Origin of the sequence: Vibrio clamense (assembly GCF_050337905.1) — a bacterium.
In the GTDB taxonomy this organism is placed as follows: Bacteria; Pseudomonadota; Gammaproteobacteria; order Enterobacterales; family Vibrionaceae; genus Vibrio; species Vibrio cortegadensis.
In genome coordinates this window covers 214341-232271 of the sequence record NZ_JAKJTJ010000022.1, presented here as the reverse complement: position 1 = coordinate 232271, position 17931 = coordinate 214341, and the positions used below count along the sequence as shown (strand labels likewise).

14 protein-coding genes and 1 pseudogene are annotated in these 17931 nt (G+C 44.7%); 5 read left to right on the top strand and 10 right to left on the bottom strand.

Annotated elements, in window-relative coordinates:
* Window positions 1–43: 43 nt before the first annotated feature.
* The 5 genes from L4C39_RS10380 to pilM all read right to left on the bottom strand — a co-directional run bounded on the left by L4C39_RS10380 (window position 44) and on the right by pilM (window position 4762).
* On the bottom strand, window positions 44–1840 hold the full coding sequence (locus L4C39_RS10380; RefSeq protein WP_171756781.1) for a type IV pilus secretin PilQ: 1797 nt from the start codon (window positions 1838–1840) through the stop codon (window positions 44–46).
* A 99-nt stretch (window positions 1841–1939) separates the two neighbouring features.
* Window positions 1940–2410 (bottom strand): pilus assembly protein PilP, encoded by a 471-nt coding sequence (locus tag L4C39_RS10375; RefSeq protein ID WP_429745880.1) that lies wholly within the window; start codon window positions 2408–2410, stop codon window positions 1940–1942.
* Between the two features lie 55 nt (window positions 2411–2465).
* Window positions 2466–3056 (bottom strand): type IV pilus inner membrane component PilO, encoded by a 591-nt coding sequence (locus tag L4C39_RS10370; RefSeq protein ID WP_017052577.1) that lies wholly within the window; start codon window positions 3054–3056, stop codon window positions 2466–2468.
* Window positions 3049–3684, bottom strand: a complete 636-nt coding sequence (locus tag L4C39_RS10365; protein WP_429745741.1) for a PilN domain-containing protein — start codon at window positions 3682–3684, stop codon at window positions 3049–3051. Before L4C39_RS10365 ends, L4C39_RS10370 begins: the two co-directional genes overlap by 8 nt.
* Window positions 3671–4762, bottom strand: coding sequence for a type IV pilus assembly protein PilM (pilM, locus tag L4C39_RS10360; protein ID WP_429745739.1), 1092 nt, complete (start codon window positions 4760–4762; stop codon window positions 3671–3673). The genes L4C39_RS10365 and pilM overlap by 14 nt, the downstream gene beginning before the upstream one ends.
* 143 nt (window positions 4763–4905) lie before the next feature.
* Here pilM and L4C39_RS10355 point away from each other — a divergent pair, with 143 nt between their 5' ends.
* Complete coding sequence (locus L4C39_RS10355; protein WP_429745737.1) at window positions 4906–7482, top strand: penicillin-binding protein 1A; 2577 nt, start codon at window positions 4906–4908, stop codon at window positions 7480–7482.
* Between the two features lie 107 nt (window positions 7483–7589).
* Here L4C39_RS10355 and oxyR read toward each other — a convergent pair whose 3' ends face one another.
* Window positions 7590–8483: a DNA-binding transcriptional regulator OxyR gene (gene oxyR, locus L4C39_RS10350; protein ID WP_017052581.1), complete on the bottom strand. Its 894-nt coding sequence runs from the start codon at window positions 8481–8483 to the stop codon at window positions 7590–7592.
* 166 nt (window positions 8484–8649) lie between these two features.
* Between oxyR and L4C39_RS10345 the strand changes: the two genes are divergently transcribed.
* The 3 genes from L4C39_RS10345 to L4C39_RS10335 all read left to right on the top strand — a co-directional run bounded on the left by L4C39_RS10345 (window position 8650) and on the right by L4C39_RS10335 (window position 11476).
* Entirely contained in the window at window positions 8650–9381 is a 732-nt protein-coding gene (locus L4C39_RS10345) for a glutathione peroxidase (protein WP_429745735.1), read from the top strand.
* 138 nt (window positions 9382–9519) lie between these two features.
* Window positions 9520–10992 (top strand): dihydrolipoyl dehydrogenase, encoded by a 1473-nt coding sequence (locus L4C39_RS10340; protein ID WP_429745733.1) that lies wholly within the window; start codon window positions 9520–9522, stop codon window positions 10990–10992.
* A gap of 232 nt (window positions 10993–11224) precedes the next feature.
* Complete coding sequence (locus L4C39_RS10335) at window positions 11225–11476, top strand: DUF3624 domain-containing protein (RefSeq protein ID WP_429745731.1); 252 nt, start codon at window positions 11225–11227, stop codon at window positions 11474–11476.
* A gap of 292 nt (window positions 11477–11768) precedes the next feature.
* Here the strand turns inward: L4C39_RS10335 and argH are convergent.
* The 4 genes and pseudogenes from argH to argC form a co-directional block, all read right to left on the bottom strand.
* Window positions 11769–13148: pseudogene (gene argH, locus L4C39_RS10330) on the bottom strand (argininosuccinate lyase); the annotation flags it as partial.
* A gap of 155 nt (window positions 13149–13303) precedes the next feature.
* Complete coding sequence (locus L4C39_RS10325; RefSeq protein ID WP_017052586.1) at window positions 13304–14518, bottom strand: argininosuccinate synthase; 1215 nt, start codon at window positions 14516–14518, stop codon at window positions 13304–13306.
* Between the two features lie 125 nt (window positions 14519–14643).
* The gene (argB, locus tag L4C39_RS10320; RefSeq protein WP_429745729.1) at window positions 14644–15432 is read right to left on the bottom strand and encodes an acetylglutamate kinase; all 789 of its coding nucleotides are present in this window, start codon (window positions 15430–15432) and stop codon (window positions 14644–14646) included.
* Window positions 15433–15443: 11 nt separating this feature from the next.
* Window positions 15444–16445 carry an N-acetyl-gamma-glutamyl-phosphate reductase gene (argC, locus tag L4C39_RS10315; protein WP_429745727.1) on the bottom strand — a complete coding sequence of 334 codons (1002 nt, stop codon included), beginning with the start codon at window positions 16443–16445 and terminating at the stop codon, window positions 15444–15446.
* Between the two features lie 155 nt (window positions 16446–16600).
* On the opposite strand from argC, the gene argE reads away from it, so the two are divergent.
* Window positions 16601–17737 carry an acetylornithine deacetylase gene (argE, locus tag L4C39_RS10310; RefSeq protein ID WP_113797215.1) on the top strand — a complete coding sequence of 379 codons (1137 nt, stop codon included), beginning with the start codon at window positions 16601–16603 and terminating at the stop codon, window positions 17735–17737.
* The last annotated feature ends 194 nt before the right edge of the window (window positions 17738–17931 follow it).

Below are 17931 nucleotides of genomic sequence, written 5' to 3'. Positions count from 1 at the left end.
CTAATGCAAATTATATTTTGATCTATGGCGTAAATTTTAGCAGTTATTGCACTACAACCTTAGGTGTAACGAAAATTAAAAGCTCACTTTTCCCAATGTTTTCATAGCTTCGGCGGAAAAGTGCCCCTAATAATGGCAAGTCTCCAAGCAGTGGAACTTTATCGACGCTATTGACCACGCTGTGCTGAAAAATCCCCCCTAAAACCACAGTTTCCCCATTATTAACCAGAACTTGAGTTCCAATTCTCTGTGTATCAATGGCAATTGCCTCTCCCGTTCCCGTTTTCACCACTTGGCCCGGACGATCCTGGGTTACACTCAAATCGAGCACCAAACGATTATCGGGCGTGATCTGTGGCGTCACCTTTAAACTTAGAACCGCTTTTTTAAATGATACCGATGTCGCTCCACTCGACGCCGCTTCTAAATATGGAATTTCGGTACCTTGTTCAATGTAAGCTGGTTTTTTATTGGTGGTGATTAAACGAGGACTAGAAATAATTTCGGCTTTTGACTCTTGCTGCAATGCCGAAAGCTCTAAATCCAACAGCGTATCCGATCCTAATTTCGCCACCTGGAACGCAATACTCGAAGCATTAGGCGATGTGGCGGCAAGGTTCACACTCAAAAAGTCATCAATACTGACGCCGCCACTGCCTTCATCACCACCATCGCTACCGCCATCACTGCCACCGCCATCGTAAATACCGATAGCGCCTAAGTTACTTTCAAGCGAACCACCAATTGTTGTAGACCCATTAGTGGATGAGAACCCCCAACGAACCCCAAGTTCATCAAGGTTGCCCTCTTTGACGGTCACGATCCTAGCTTCAATTTGAACTTGCTTCACCGGAATATCCAGTGAGGCAACAATGCTGCGTATCACTTCAATATTCTCTGGCAACTCTCGTATCAATAATGAATTGGTTCTTTCGTCAATCGTAAGGGACCCGCGCTCAGACAGCATCGTGATTTCCCCCTCCCCCATGATCATCTCAGCGATATCTGATGCTTTAGCAAAGTTGATGGTGAGGATTTCTGATTTAAGCTCAATAAGTTCATCATTCATGCGTAGCTTTTCTAGTTCCCGCTGCTCACGAAGATCCAACTCTTCTTTAGGCGCGACAAGAATGACACTACCTTCGACTCTTTTATCTAACCCTTTAACTTGTAGAATAATATCAAGCGCTTGCTGCCATGAAACTGAATCTAAACGCAGCGTTAAGTTGCCAGATACCGAATCTGACACCACCAAATTAAAATCATTGTAATCGGCAATCAGCTGCAATACGTTTCGTACTGCAATATCTTGGAAATTAAGTGAAATCAACTTCCCCTCTTTATCCAAAATACTCTGTTTCTTTTCGGGTACGGGCTCTATAACAGGACTCACCGTCACTTCTAGAAAACGATCTTTTAACGCATAACTGTACTGATAATCTTCCGATACGCGAATGTCGAGCTGCGTGTTGTGTTTATTACGCGATACCTCGATATTATTTACTATCGTCGAGAAATCTTTTACATCAATAATATTGAGCTGCTCATCCGATACCTGAGTATTAATCAGCTCAACTTGTAACCCTTGAGGCGTACTTTTCAAAGTATCGACCTTTGATTTCTCTCCATTCAAATAACCTCTCTTCACATCCACCACAATGGAGCGTGAGCTTAATTCAACAATAATGACTGCTTCTTTGTCCTTATTCAGTTTAAAGTCAATATTTTGTAGCTCGTTGAGTGTCAGGTCAGCTGCGCCTGCCGTTGAGGCCAAGCACAGTGCACCAACGATGGCGCTTCGAATAAACCAGCGCATTAATATCTCTATTCCATTCATCATATTTACGTCTCAATCCTAAAACTATTTCAAACCTAAACTATTTCAAATTTAAGCTATTCAAACCTAAGCCATTTAAATCTAAGCCGCTTCAAATCTAGGCTACTTCAATGCCAACTTAACATGACGCTTATACCAGCAGCCCAAGCCATCAGGCAGCGTCTCATTAATTAATAAGTACTTCGCATTCACTTGAATCACTTGGCCATTATTGAGGCCCATGTACTGCCCATTTTTGACTTTCTCAACGCTTCCTAATGGCGTCTGCACAAGTCCCGATATCGCACCACCAGATCCCATCACTCCTTTTAGGCGTAATTTTCCAATCGGATAACGCTCCAACCGACCCGATTTAGAGCGAGATCTGGGCTGCCAGCAATCCGTCTTGACCTTAGGCTGAGTGTGAACCACAGCTTCTTTGGGCAGAACGAAGGGTTCTCGCCCCATTCGCTGTGTATAGGGCTGCACGGACAATTGAGCCGCGGGTTCAATCTGAATGGCTTGTTTACGCACTTGCCGCTCAACTTGCTGGACGTATTCATCTAATGGCTCATGATTTGCCTTACAACCCATTATGAGTAGAGGGAGCACACAGAGTGCCCATATAGGGTTAGGGTTAGGGTTAGGGTTAGCCTTCACTTTTCACCTCCGGTTTGAATTGGTAGGTATAGGCTCGAACTCGAAAATGCAAAGTACTGCTCTCTTGACTGACCCTTTGCCAATCTACGTCATCAAAACTGATGATCCTTGGCAGTTTGGCAATCGCTTCAGCAAAGTCACCTATGTCGTGATAACTACCCGTTAACTCAATATTCAGCGGTAAGCGATACAGAAAATCCTGATTTTGCTTCTCACCCCAATCGATTCGAGTAAAGGTTAAGTCATGGTCCAACCCAAGCTCATTCACCGATGCCAACATGCTCGCTAGCTCTTTCTGCACGGGTAGCTGTTGCAACAGGTAATCGTAACGACTGGTCAACTCCGTAAGTTGAGACTGCAACATTGGCAACACAGCCACTTTATTGGCCTTGATGTGCAAGGTAGATTTAAGCGTTTGTTCCTGCTGCTTTAGCTGTTGTAAATCCTCATTTTGAGGCACCCAATAAAACCACGCTCCGACACCTTGAAGTACAAGGATCAGCACTAAAAGCACCAGTGACTGAGCAACAAGCGGCCACTCAGTGATTTCGTCCATATCAAGCTCTTGGAAGTTAACCATGCGATCCTCCTAATTTAGCTTGCGAAGCCACCAGCTCGTCAGTTTCTGTCTCTCTCTTTTCCTCAGACAAATTAAAAGTGAACGACACATTGAAGGTTTGAAAATCGATCCCAAAACGCTTTTTGCCCAATACGATTGAGTGCATCTCTACATCAACCAGCAATGAAGAACGCTCTAAATTATCGAGCATCGTTGCCAAGCGAGCGGTGCTATCACTGATCCCTGATAGCTCAAGATCCTGACCATTCATTTTGATTTTATCGACATACACCCCTTCAGGAATCAGTTGAGCAATTAAGTTCATTAACTCCGTCGTTTTATTTCTCCCTCTCTGCAGTTTTTCAACCATGTCTAAACGCGTCATGATCGAATCATGCTCCTGCTTCACCACATCCAGAGCATCAATTTTAGAATCTAACTGGGCGATATATTGCTTAAGGTAAGTCAGCCGCGCTTGTTGCTGGCTCTTTTGATCAGAGAAATAGAGCCCCCCACCCCACTGAATGCCAACTGCCAGCAAAAAGCTCAGAATGACCAAACCGAAAAACCGGCGACGATGCTGTGCGCGCTTTGTCTCCCTCCACGGCAATAGGTTTACCCGATGTAATGCATGACTACTGTCTAACATGAGCCGCCTCCATCCATTGAATCCCACTCACCGCCAACCCCGCAGCCGTGCTGTATACCTGGCTATCTGCCCTAAGCACCTTCCGTTTCGATGTCTTATCCTCAAACAGACTAAAAAGGTTTAAAATTTCACAATCTAGGCTCAATTCTCGACTCAAATGCTCCGACAGCATGGGAATGTTTGCCCCTCCTCCAGACAGCCAGATACCCTCCACCGTTTTCTGATTATTCACCGATGCATAAAGTTGAAGCTGTCGCCGAATCCGCTCAAATACTTCTTGGAAAAATCGGTCTACGTTATGATCGGAAGCGGCATCAAGTGATGGGTTGTCATCTAAAGATTTGGCGTGGCGAGTCCCATAAGCGATATCTTTATGGAAAGGCGATTTTCCCTCAGGAATGCTGCATAGCGAGATCTGTGTTAAACCGACATCCACCAGCATCCAACTTTTCTTATCTGGATGCTGATGCGCGAGCAACTGCCACACTTGCAATAAACTATGAGCCTGAACGTCCACCACATAAGGCGTCATTCCTGCCTTCAGTACTACTTCAGCACGGCTTGCTACCACCTCTTTACGAGTCGCGTACACTTGATAGCTCGTCATCGAAGCGTGAGAGGTCGAAGCATGAGGGGGAGTTCGTGGTGTTCGAGAGACCGAATCGATTGACGCTGGCAGAGTGCCCGCTTTAAGCCTATGTTTATCATCAAGTTTGATAAAATCTAAACTGACCTCTTCAATCGGAAATGGAGACTGCTGGGAAAAGGCTTGATAAAGCGCGAATTCGAGCTCTCTATCTTGTAGCTCACTGTCGATTTGCAACACCTTGCTGATTACGGCATTGTCCGGGATCGAAATAGCGACTTGACGACTAAATAGAGGTAGCCCCTTTCTTAGTTCGTTTAATTTCTTTACAATTTTCTGATAATTCAGGGTGTGGTTATCAGCGACAATACCATCTGTAATAGGCAACTCTTGATAACTCATCAGAGCATAACGTCCACCCATTGATTTCAGTACTACCGCTTTAATGCTGTGATGCCCGATATCAATACCAGTAATTAATGATTTACCCATACAACTTAGCTCCAGTGTATTACTTAGCTCAAAAAGGTTGTGAATATTGGTTAAATAAGCGTTAATTAACACCAGAGCTAAATATTTAGCCTAGAGTACAAGGGTTTACAGCCCGGCAGCCTCAACTAATCAGGGATTATCCGGTGAAGTTCATAAAGCGATTGTTCATATTTTCATTTATTTGCACCATTCTTGGAGTGAGTACAATTTTTGGGTTCTACTTATACGTGAAACCAGAGTTGCCAGACGTTGCGACATTACGCGATGTAAAACTCCAAACACCGATGCAGGTCTACAGCCAAGATGGCAAATTGATCTCTCAATTTGGTGAGAAAAGACGTATCCCTCTGAAACTAGAAGAGATGCCACCAGAGCTGATTGAGGCGATTATTGCGACCGAAGATAGTCGTTATTATGATCACTTTGGATTTGACCCCATTGGTATCACCCGTGCGGCGATCACTGTGATTGCATCTGGCAGCGCAAAACAAGGTGCCAGTACCATCACCCAGCAACTCGCTCGAAACTTTTTCTTAACTAACGAGAAAAAGATCATGCGTAAAATCAAAGAGATTTTTATCGCAGTCCACATTGAGCAGTTGCTTTCCAAACAAGAAATTCTGGAACTTTACCTCAACAAAATTTACCTCGGACACCGCTCTTATGGTGTAGGAGCTGCCGCGCAAACCTATTTTGGTAAAGAGCTAAAAGATCTTTCACTTGGTGAAATTGCTCTCATTTCAGGCTTACCAAAAGCGCCATCCACAATGAACCCTATCTATTCGGTTGAGCGTGCGACTCATCGTCGTAATGTTGTATTAATGCGAATGCTAGATGAGCAGTACATCACTCAAGAGCAGTATCAAGCGGCTCGCGCAGAGGTGCTCACATCGAAGTTCCATGGTGCTGAAATTGAACTCAGTGCCCCTTATGTGGCAGAAATTGCCCGAGCATGGATGGTAGAACGCTACGGTGAAGAGGCTTATACCTCTGGAATGAAAGTGTATACAACCGTTGATTCTACACTGCAAAAATCAGCCAACACGGCTGCGATTAATAACCTTATCGCTTACGATGAACGCCATGGATATCGCGGTGCGGAGCGCACTCTGTGGACACCAGAACAAACAGCTTTCGATACTGAACAAATAGAAAAATCACTGAAGTCACAGCCAACCTATGGTGAATTGGTTCCTGCTGTCGTGACTAAGGTCGAGCCGAAATCGGCAACGATCTGGGTCAAAAACAGAGGTGAAGAGACGATCACTTGGCAAGGTATGAATTGGGCTCGTAAATTCATGACCGACGACCGTCAGGGGCCAGCACCACAAAGTGCGACTGACATTCTAGCGACAGGTGAACAAGTTTGGGTTCGTGCGGTAACGTTAGCTCAAGCCGATTCGAAACCAACATCAGAAGAAAACGCCGATAGCACTATGGTTGAATGGCGCTTAAGCCAAGTGCCGAATGCGAATACGGCCTTTGTGGCAATGAACCCAGAAAATGGCGCTGTACTCTCTTTAGTCGGTGGCTTTAACTTTGTACACAACAAATTCAATCGAGCGACTCAATCGGTTCGACAAGTGGGCTCCAGTATCAAGCCATTTATCTACTCTGCCGCGATAGACAAAGGATACACACTTGCCTCTTTAGTCAATGATGCGCCGATCAACCAATGGGACAAAAGCCAAGGCACAGCATGGCGACCAAAAAACTCGCCACCAACGTACATTGGCCCAACTCGTTTACGCATTGGTTTAGCACAATCGAAAAACGTCATGGCAGTACGAGTATTACGTAATGTTGGCTTAGATGAAACTCGTGAATACCTCACTCGTTTTGGGTTTGATATTGACCAAGTGCCTCGCTCAGAGACCATTGCATTGGGCGCGGGCAGTTTAACCCCAGTTAAAATGGCGCAAGGCTACTCTGTTTTCGCGAACGGCGGTTATTACGTTGAGCCTTTCTACATTAATCGTCTTGAAGGGCCTTATGGGGATGTCATTTTTGAAGCGACACCAACCACCGTATGCCGACAAGATTGCTTAACTGATAGCAATACGAATGACACGAATGATCTCGCTCTACAAGATAATGAGTTCAATGAACAAGATATCTTGCCTGACGGAGAGCAACCTAAATACGCACCACAAGTGATCTCTGAACAAACGGCGTTCTTAGTTCGTGAAATGATGTACAGCAACATTTGGGGTGGTGGTAACTGGCGAGAAGGAACTGGCTGGAACGGAACCGGTTGGCGCGCTCAGCCGCTTAAACGCCGTGATATTGGCGGAAAAACCGGAACCACCAACGACTCAAAAGATGCATGGTACAACGGCTATGGCCCAGGCATTGTTGCCACCGCTTGGGTCGGTTTTGATAACCACAATCGTAAACTTGGAAAATCAAAACCCAATAAGAACCTTGGAAAAGATCAAATCAGTGGCGGTGAAGCGGGAGCTAAAACAGCGCAACCTGCTTGGGTGAGCTTCATGCGAGTGGCATTAGAAAACACGCCAGCACAACGCAAGCAGCTACCTGAGAACATTGTTCGCGTTAGAATCGACCGCGAAACCGGACTGTTAACCAACAAGTTTGATGGCTCATCCATGTTTGAGTACTTCTTAAAAGGCACAGAGCCAACGGATTATGTGGAAGAGAACTTGGGTGACAATATCTACTCAACTTCAGACTCAACAGAGAGTGAAGCGCTTTTCTAATTACAGGTTAAACGTACTTAGTAAGTAAATAACCAAGCAATCAAAGCCAGTGATGATTTACCTCACTGGCTTTGTTCTTTTTACGGCGACCCAAAAATCGCCCCCGCTTACTCAAATTCAGGTAAGCAAGATTCAATTGCAGAAGAGAGTTGCTCAAAACGCTTTCTCAATGGCGATCCAGGACGATAAGCGAGAACAATTTTACGTGATGGTTCAGGGTTAACGGCTTTTAAATAACACACGCCATCTTTCACTTTTTCCTTCGGTAAGCAGAGCTGAGGAAGTAAGGTGATCCCCGCCCCTGCCGCCACCATGTTTCGTAACGTCTCTAGACTGGTTGCTTTGAAACGTTCATCATCTTTTGCTCCTGCAGCAAAACAGAAGCCTAGCGCCTGATCTCTTAGGCAGTGACCATCGCCTAAACTCAGCACCGTTTTTCCATTCAACGCCAACATATCCAGTTGATCTAATTCCGCCCATTCATGATCGCAAGGCACCGCAATACTCAATGGTTCATTGTAAACCTCAAGCTCCTTAAACGGAGCCGTCTCAGCAACAGAAGCCAACACCAAGCAATCTAACTTCCCCTCTTCTAATTGACGGACAAGCTGATGAGTTTGAGCTTCATGCAAGTACAGCTCTAACTCTGGAAACTGCTCTTTCAACTGAGGCACAATCTTAGGGAGTAAATAAGGCCCCACGGTCGGAATAAAACCAATATGCATCGGGCCTGACATCGCATCGCCTTGTCTACTCGCCAACTCTTTGAACGTTTTCACTTCATTTAAGATGGTTTTCGCTTGCTCCACCAACTGCAAACCAGAATCCGTAAACAATACTCGACGGCTGCTTCTTTCCAACAATGTTGTGCCAAGTTCCTCTTCCAATTTTTTTATCTGGCCACTTAATGTCGGTTGGCTAACAAAACACGCTTCTGCTGCTTTACGAAAATGCTTATGTTCGGCTAAAGCTACTAGGTACTCGAAATCACGAATGTTCATAAAACCGTTTTCCTGTTTGAATTCATACTTGATAGGAAATATCTATCAAAACCATAGCACCAAACGATTAGAACTATCAAAGCAAATCTTCAATAATAGCTTCAACAAAACGGAACGATGAAATAAAACGTTCCAAACTCATTAAAGAAAATTGAAAGGAAACATTATGTTTGCATCTAAAGAAGGCCAAAACGTACCACAAGTCACTTTCCCAACTCGCCAAGGTGACGCTTGGGTAAATGTAACTAGCGACGAGCTATTCAAAGATAAAACCGTCATTCTATTTAGCTTGCCGGGTGCATTTACTCCAACATGTTCATCAAGCCACTTACCACGTTACAACGAGCTATTTTCTGTATTTAAAGAGCATGGCGTTGACGAAATTGTCTGTGTTTCAGTAAACGACACGTTTGTAATGAACGCGTGGAAAGCTGACCAAGAAGCAGAAAACATCACCTTCATTCCAGATGGTAATGGTGAGTTCACAGATGGCATGGGCTTACTTGTAGACAAGAACGAGATTGGCTTTGGCAAACGTTCATGGCGTTACAGCATGCTAGTGAAAAATGGCGTGGTAGAAAAAATGTTCATCGAACCAAACGAACCTGGCGACCCGTTCAAAATATCTGATGCCGATACCATGCTGAACTACCTTGCACCAAACCATAAAGAGCAAGAGTCTATTACGGTATTTACTAAGCCTGGCTGCCCTTTCTGTGCGAAAGCGAAACAAAACTTGATTGATAACGGTCTTCAATATGAAGAAGTTATTTTAGGCAAAGACGCAACAACGGTAAGCCTACGTGCAATCACTGGTCGCACAACCGTTCCACAAGTTTTCATTGGTGGTAAACACATCGGTGGTAGCGAAGAGCTTGAAGTGCATCTAGCAAAATAACGCTTAATAACTTTAAAGCATTGCTTACAACTTGAATCGGTTTCTGGCTCACCTTAAGCGGTCGCCAGAAATCAATTCATCATGGTAAGCCATACAAAACATTCTATTGAAGTTAAGTAAACAGCCAGAGAACTCATTATGAAACAGATAAACGTTGATGTAGCCGTCATTGGTGGTGGCACCGCAGGACTTGGATCTTACCGAGCAGCAAAAGCGCACACAGATAGTGTTGTGATGATCGAAGGCGGCCCATACGGCACAACTTGCGCCCGTGTTGGTTGCATGCCTTCTAAACTACTGATTGCCGCGGCAGAAAGCGTTCATCAAATCGAAAAAGCACCAGCCTTTGGAATTCATCCGCAAGGTAAAGTTGTGATCAACGGCCGAGAAGTCATGGACAGAGTCAAACGTGAGCGAGACCGTTTCGTTGGCTTCGTACTAGAAGGCGTCGATGAGATCCCAGCTGAGGATAAAATTTCTGGCTACGCAAAATTCGTCGATAACACCACCTTAATTGTTGATGACCACACGCAAGTCAACGCTAAGCGTATTATTATTGCGACAGGTTCTCGACCTGCCTACCCTGGCGTTTGGAATGAACTTGGCGATCGTTTAGTGATTAACGATGATGTGTTTGACTGGGACGATCTGCCTCAAGCGGTAGCCGTATTTGGCCCAGGAGTGATTGGTTTAGAACTTGGTCAAGCTCTGCATCGTCTTGGCGTAAAAACCAAAATCTTTGGTCTAGGCGGTCAAGTTGGTCCAATTACCGATCCTGAAGTGATGGCTTACGCCAATAAAGCTTTCCAAGAGGAGTTCTACCTTGATGCTGACGTTAAAGTCGAAAGCATGAAACGCATTCCTTCGCCAACGGGTGAAGGTGATGACAAGGTTGAAATCCAGTTCATCAACCATGACGGCGAACTTGAAACCTTCATTGTTGATTACGTACTTGCAGCAACAGGGCGTCGTCCAAATACTGATAAGTTGGCGATTGAAAACACAGGAATAGAACTCGACGAACGTGGTGTTCCAACCGCCGATCATTACACACTGCAAACCTCCGTCGGCAGTATTTTTATTGCTGGTGATGCCAGTAACCAAATGCCACTGCTTCACGAAGCGGCTGATCAAGGTCGTATTGCAGGCGATAATGCAGGACGATTCCCTGATATTCGAGCGGGACTACGCCGTTCAGCCATTTCAGCGGTATTCTCTGATCCACAAATTGCGATGGTTGGTGAAACGTACAAACAAATCACCACACGCTTAGGGACTTGCGGCTGCTTTGCAACAGGTGAAGTGTCGTTTGAAGGACAAGGTCGTTCACGTGTTATGCTGCGTAACAAAGGTCTGCTGCATGTGTATGGCGAACAAGGGACTGGCCGATTCTTAGGCGCTGAAATGATGGGACCGAATGCAGAACACCTCGCTCACCTATTAGCATGGGCGCATCAGAACAAAATGACCGTATCTGAAATGCTAGATATGCCATTTTATCACCCGGTTATTGAAGAGGGAGTACGTACTGCACTGCGTGATTTAAATGCCAAACTGCATTTAGGTCCAGAGATGATCAAACATTGCTTAGATTGTGGCCCTGGTTGTTAATACCACCGTTCGCGGTTAATAATTCCGTTCACGGTTAATAACATCATGCTTTAACACCGCAGGGGCTTAACCACTCTGCTGTCAGATAAAAACGACGATGCTTTGGTATCGTCGTTTTTTTATTCTTAAAAAGCAGCCACTCGGTAGCAAGATAAGAAAAAAGCGCAGACAAACAGACAACAGGGTAAAGCCGGAATATAATTGAGTTCTTACTTTCACTTGAGCGGAACCCATGGCTTGTAATGATTGCCGAAGCGCTTGGTTTTGGAAAAAAATCGGACGCTGCCAACGCTGTATGGATCAACTCACCGTCCTATCCGTTCTATGCTGGATTGTCTGGTGGTTTGGATTTAAAGAGGCGCCCACCAGTATTGAATCAGTCACATTGATCATGGCGGGGTTTGCTTTTAATGCTTTATTGTTTCTCCATTTATGGATGAAGTATGTGATCTTTCCTTGGAGAGAAAGGAAGCATAAAAAATAAAAGGATCATGGTAGGCCGAAAGCTTAGCTCTCTATTCAGGTGCAGATTCAAGTCCCATTCCAAACCCAGATCGCAGATAGAAAAAAGCCCCTAATCCAAATTGGTTAGGGGCCTTCTTAGATTCTTCTAAGAAAAAGCAGTGGTACAATTAAGACTGCCGCTTTTTCAGTTAGTTCAAAAAATATAAAATTTATTTGTTAGCATTTGCTAATTTTAAATAATAATCTATAAAATCAAACCTTTAACAATAGAAAAATCGTAAAAATAATCCTTACGAATTACCGTTAGGAAGATCTCTTTGATCGATCTTCTTCTGTGCTTGCTCAACCGCATAAGCCACTTGCTTAGGTGATACCCCACCCAGTGCCGAACGTTTTTCTAAGCATGACTCTATGGTCAAAATTTCATACACATCCTGCTCAATCACAGCAGAAAACTCTTTCATTTCGGCAATTGATAACTCTTCTAGTGCACAGCCTTTTGCAATCGCAGCAACAACCGTCACACCAACGATATGATGCGCTTCGCGGAAAGGAATTCCTTTTGCCACCAAGTAGTCCGCCAACTCTGTTGAGTTCGCATAACCTTGCTGTGCCGCTTCCAACGTACGCTCACCATTCACTTGAATGCCATCAAAACAGAGAGCCGCCATTTCCATGCAGTCATGCCAAGTATCAAGCGCATCAAACAGCCCTTCCTTGTCTTCTTGCATGTCTTTGTTGTACGCCAATGGCAGGGCTTTAACGGTCATCATCATTGCCGCTAATGAGCCATATACTCGACCTGTTTTGCCACGGATCAACTCAAGCGCATCTGGGTTCTTTTTCTGTGGCATTAAAGATGAACCTGAAGTCACCGTATCCGCCAGTTCAATAAAGCCAGATTCACCTGAATTATAGAAAATCATATCTTCAGCCAGACGAGAAAGGTGCAACATGGAGATAGAGGCAACTGACATAAGCTCCATCACATGATCGCGATCTGAAACCGAGTCGAGTGAGTTACGCGTTGCTCGGCGGAAACCTAAATCATGGGCAACTTGTTCACGATCCATTGGGTAAGCCGTCCCCGCAAGCGCACCTGAACCGAGTGGACACGTGTCCAAACGTTTCATCGCGTCACTCAGACGAGAATAATCACGGTCAAACATCTCAACATACGCAAGACACCAGTGAGCGAATGTCACAGGTTGTGCTCTTTGTAAGTGAGTATAACCCGGCAGAACGGTCGCTTGATGCTGCTGAGCAACATTCACTAGTTGAGCTTGTAGTCGATCCAAAGTGATTAGCAACTGCTGGCTTTGCTGACGACACCATAATTTCAAATCCGTCGCGACTTGGTCATTACGTGAACGGCCAGTATGAAGTTTTTTACCTAAATCACCGACCTTACCAATGAGCTTCTGTTCGACCCAACTATGAATATCTTCAGCATCAGAGTGTAAAATTTGTGCCGGGTCTTCTAAAACTTCATGCTTGAGTTCATTTAAAGCGAACTCTAGAGACTGCTGCTCTTCTTTTGTCAGCACATTGACCGAAAGCAGTGCTTTAGACCAAGCGATAGAGCCAACAATATCTTCTTCCGCCAAACGATAATCAAAACGAAGTGAGTCATTAAAATCTTTGAATCTAGTATCTGCTGCTTGGGTAAATCTTCCGCCCCATAATGCCATTGCTCTTCTCCATTGAGTTTACGTCTTTATATTTTCTATCGCGGTTGAGGCTTAGTGTGTGATGAGAAGCCATAAAATTCATACCGCGTAGATACAAATAGAACCTAGAAGATAGCTTCTAGGTTCTAACGATTTAATCTAACCTAGGTATCGCGTTATTTTTTTGCCTGTTTTAGCGCACGGATACGGCTAGACAGTGAGTAAAGACGGATGAAGCCACCCGCATGGCTTTGGTCATACACTTCATCTTCACCAAAAGTCGCAAACTCTTCACAGTACAAGCTGTTTTCAGAACGCTTCTGAGTCACCGTTGCGTGACCTTTATAAAGCTTGATCACCACTTCACCGTTAACGTCTTTCGCTAGCTCTTCCGTTGCCGCTAAAATTGATTTACATAACGGAGTAAACCAACGTCCATCATATACAAGATGAGATGCTTTCACACCGAGCTCCTCACGGAATTCGAATGCACTTTTATCAAGCACCAGTTGCTCTACTGCACGCAACGCTTCCATCATAATGGTGCCACCCGGAGTTTCGTAGCAACCACGAGATTTCATTCCAACAAGACGGTTTTCTACAATATCAATACGACCAATACCGTGTTTCGCCCCTTTCTCGTTGAGATAAACCAGCGCGTTGTATGGCGTCATCGTCTCACCATCAACTGCTACAACTTCTCCGTTCTCAACTTTTAGAGTCACGTACTCAGATTCGTTTGGCGCTTGTTCTGGATCAACGGTCCAAGCCCAGCAATCTTCATCCGGTGCATTCCACGTATTTTCAAGCACGCCACCTTCTGTCGAGATATGCCACGCGTTAGCATCACGAGAATAAATTTTTGTCAGCGAAGCCGTACAAGGGATATTACGCTCAGCAAGGTAATCAAGACACTCTTCACGGCTCACAAGATCCCACTCACGCCAAGGGGCAATAACATGAAGCTCGGGAGCAAGCGCCGCAAATGCGCCTTCAAAACGAACTTGGTCATTACCTTTACCAGTACAACCATGACACAACGCATCAGCACCCACTTTACGAGCTAACTCAACTTGTGCTTTCGCAATAATTGGACGCGCCATTGACGTACCAAGTAGGTATTTACCTTCGTAGTAAGCGCCTGTTTTTAGCGTTGGGAAAATGTAATCGGCGACCATCTCTTCTTTTAGATCGGCAACATAACAAGCACTTGCGCCTGATGCGATGGCTTTCTCTTCAATGCCTTGTAACTCTTCATCGCCTTGACCCACATCTGCCACGAATGCAACCACTTCACAGTCATAGTTCTCTTTCAACCATGGAATGATCACAGATGTGTCTAGACCGCCTGAATACGCTACTACTACTTTATTTACGTTAACTTTGCTCATGTTCTTACTCCTATTGCCCGGGCTGCACTTTGGCGGTCAGTTCCTCGGGGTATATCCATATTTATTATAAAATCTATAATTCTTTGATTGGGTGGTTAGTTTGTCATTAACAATTAAAAACTAACTCATCGGGGTAAAAATTGAGTTCCGATGTTTTCACCTGCAAATAGTTGGGCTAGTTTGTCTGGGTAGCGCCATGTTGCAACTTCAACTGGTCGTCCCAAATCACTGGCTGCTTGTAGCGCCGCCTCAACTTTTACAATCATTCCGTCCGTGACTACTTTGCCAGTAATCAGTGCGTCAGCTTGTTGATGATTCAAGCTCGGAATGAGATGGCCTTTACCATCTAACACACCACTGACATCAGAAAGAAACACAAGCTCTGCATCCAATGCGCCTGCAACGGCAACGGCGGCTTGGTCAGCATTCACATTCATCATCTGCCCTTCAGACGTAAGCCCAATAGAACTGATGATCGGTAATGCGCCCGTAGAAAGCACCGCTTGTAATACATTGGCATTACCCGGTTTTGCCTTACCTACTGCACCCAATTCAGGGCTAAGCTCTTCCACCACACATAGACCGCCATCGGCTAAGCTTAACCCTACTGCATTAATTCCATCTTTTACCGCCTGACCTTGAAGCAGCTTATTTGCTGTTCCGGCTAGCGCACCTACCACCATAGGGATCTGATCGTAAGGTGTTACACGTAAACCTTGGACTTTCATCGTCTCAAGCTTGAGCTTCGACATTAAGTCATCTACCAAATAGCCACCGCCATGAACGATGACGATAGGTCGCTGAGCTCGTCGCTGGTACGCGGAAATCGCACCAAATAATTTGCTAAGTGTCTCTGTGCATGAAAGGGCTGCACCACCTAACTTAATTACTAATGACTGCTCGTTTTGACTCATATCGTGCTTCCTTAAACAAGTGCTGTTAATGGTTTAAAACCATAGTGAATATTTAAACATTGCATCGCCTGGCTAGAGGCTCCCTTTAGCAAATTATCTATCGCTGATACAGCAATAATATGTTGCCCTTGCACCTTCCAACCTATATCGCAGAAAGGTGTGTTTTCTACATCTTGAATTCTCGGTATATTATCTAACAAGCGAACCGCAGGTTTATCCTTATATGCTTGTTCAAATGCTTGCTGAACATCCGCGTCAGTCACATCCTGTGCTAACTTCATGGTGATCGTCGCTAAGATCCCACGTTTAAAATTGCCAAGGTGCGGAGTAAAAATCACATCACAACCCAAATGATTGGCAATTTCAGGTTGATGACGGTGATTAAATATCCCGTAAGGCTGTAGACTCACTTCGCAAAAGCTATTGGTCATACTTGCTTTACGCCCTGCACCTGTCACACCGCTGGTTGCATTAATCACAGGCCACTGAGTCGTATCAATTAAACCAGCATCAACCAATGGCTTAATTGCGAGTTGTGAAGCGGTCGGATAACAACCCGCTACCGCAATCAACTGAGACTGTTTGATTTCCGCTTCATTCCACTCGGCTAGCCCGTAAGCTGCACTGTCTAACCACTGTGGGTACTGATGCTCAAAACCATAAAAATCCTGATAAAAACGTTCACCTTTCACCCTAAACGCGCCAGATAAATCAAAAACTTGGCAACCTTGTTCTAAAAATATAGGAGCTAAATCGTGACTCACTTCATGAGCGGTCGCGAGAAAAACCACATCGGACTCCGCCGCTACCGCTTGTGGATCAAGCAAAGGCTGAACGGGCATATCAATCAAACCCAAAAGCTTGCCATGTAAAGCGGCTATTGGCTTTCTTGCATCAACGCTCTTGGCTGAAACATATAAACCTGCTAGCGTAAGCTTTGGGTGTTTATTAACCATCAAAGCAAGCTCTGCTCCGGTATATCCGCTAGCTCCGATAATTGTGGTTTTCAACATCTCAACACATCCAATTTTTAAGGTAATCGACGATCTTAAAACTGATTATTAATACAAAAAATTCAGCTTTTATTGATTTTTTATTCAGTAATAATGCTTTAATATGTGTTTTACCGTCTTATATAATTTCTGTCAACAGTAGAAGTGAAGATAATATGCAATTACCCAGTTTTATAGAGGTCTACAGAGGCCTAATTTCGACATCCTCGATCAGTTCAACCGATTCAAGCTGGGACGAAGGAAATGCAAAAGTCATTGAAAAATTGGCGACTTGGCTAAAAGACATTGGATTTGAAGTCGAAGTCATCGAAGTTGAACCCGGCAAGCACAACCTCATTGCAAAAAAAGGCGCGGGGGAAGGTGGACTACTACTGGCAGGACACAGCGATACGGTTCCCTTTGATGAAGGGCAATGGAGCTTTAACCCTCACGAACTCACCGAATCGAATAATCGCTTTTACGGTTTAGGTACCGCTGACATGAAAGGCTTCTTCGCTTTTATTATTGAAGCGGTCAAGAAGGTAGATTGGAGCAAACAGACAAAGCCTCTTTATGTGCTTGCGACCTGCGATGAAGAGACCACCATGTTGGGCGCACGCCACTTTACTGAAAGCGCCCCTTTCAAACCGGATTACTGCATCATCGGTGAGCCCACAAGCTTAGTGCCTATCCGAGGCCATAAAGGTCATGTCGCCAATGCCATTCGAATCACAGGGCGCTCAGGGCACTCTTCCGATCCCGCGTTAGGGGTCAATGCTATCGAGATCATGCATGAAGTGATGTTTGCCTTAATGCAACTGCGTGACAAGTTGGTCAAAGAGTATCATCACCCCGGATTTGCCATTCCAAGCCCAACACTCAATTTAGGTCATATCCATGGAGGAGACAGCGCCAACCGAATTTGTGGCTGTTGTGAACTTCATTATGATGTGCGCCCTCTGCCTGGGATCAGTTTAGATGGATTAGATAACTTACTGCGAGATGCGCTTAAAGAGGTTGAAGCGAAATGGTCAGGCCGAATTGATATCACGCCTTTGCATGAGCCCATTCCCGGTTATGAATGCCAACATGATCACCCATTTATCGCTGGCGTTGAGTCGATCTGTGACACCCCCTCAGCTACGGTAAACTACTGCACGGAAGCGCCTTTTCTTCAGCAGTTGTGCCCAACCTTGGTGTTAGGCCCCGGCTCTATTGATCAAGCACACCAACCTGACGAATTTCTTAGTTTAGATTTTATTGATCCCACAATTAATATTTTGTCTAAGGCAATGCATAAATATTGTTTCTAAACCTTTCCATATTTCTCTTAATGAAATTATTTGCCTCTATATAATTTCGATTTTTAAGCCAAAGTGAGTGTATTCATCTCACTTTGAGCTTGCTAACTCCCGATTATGTAATAAATTTTCACCTCAGTAGTGAAAATGAATAGAATTCCCAGCCCATTTCATCGTTGCAGTTAATAATTGCAAACTTAGTCTGC

Coding starts and splice junctions, on each gene's coding strand:
- L4C39_RS10380 (WP_171756781.1), bottom strand. CDS start 1,840: ATGATGAATGGAATAGAGATATTAATGCGCTGGTTTATTCGAAGCGCC.
- L4C39_RS10375 (WP_429745880.1), bottom strand. CDS start 2,410: ATGGGTTGTAAGGCAAATCATGAGCCATTAGATGAATACGTCCAGCAA.
- L4C39_RS10370 (WP_017052577.1), bottom strand. CDS start 3,056: ATGGTTAACTTCCAAGAGCTTGATATGGACGAAATCACTGAGTGGCCG.
- L4C39_RS10365 (WP_429745741.1), bottom strand. CDS start 3,684: ATGTTAGACAGTAGTCATGCATTACATCGGGTAAACCTATTGCCGTGG.
- pilM (WP_429745739.1), bottom strand. CDS start 4,762: ATGGGTAAATCATTAATTACTGGTATTGATATCGGGCATCACAGCATT.
- oxyR (WP_017052581.1), bottom strand. CDS start 8,483: ATGAACATTCGTGATTTCGAGTACCTAGTAGCTTTAGCCGAACATAAG.
- L4C39_RS10345 (WP_429745735.1), top strand. CDS start 8,650: ATGTTTGCATCTAAAGAAGGCCAAAACGTACCACAAGTCACTTTCCCA.
- L4C39_RS10340 (WP_429745733.1), top strand. CDS start 9,520: ATGAAACAGATAAACGTTGATGTAGCCGTCATTGGTGGTGGCACCGCA.
- L4C39_RS10335 (WP_429745731.1), top strand. CDS start 11,225: ATGGCTTGTAATGATTGCCGAAGCGCTTGGTTTTGGAAAAAAATCGGA.
- L4C39_RS10325 (WP_017052586.1), bottom strand. CDS start 14,518: ATGAGCAAAGTTAACGTAAATAAAGTAGTAGTAGCGTATTCAGGCGGT.
- argB (WP_429745729.1), bottom strand. CDS start 15,432: ATGAGTCAAAACGAGCAGTCATTAGTAATTAAGTTAGGTGGTGCAGCC.
- argC (WP_429745727.1), bottom strand. CDS start 16,445: ATGTTGAAAACCACAATTATCGGAGCTAGCGGATATACCGGAGCAGAG.
- argE (WP_113797215.1), top strand. CDS start 16,601: ATGCAATTACCCAGTTTTATAGAGGTCTACAGAGGCCTAATTTCGACA.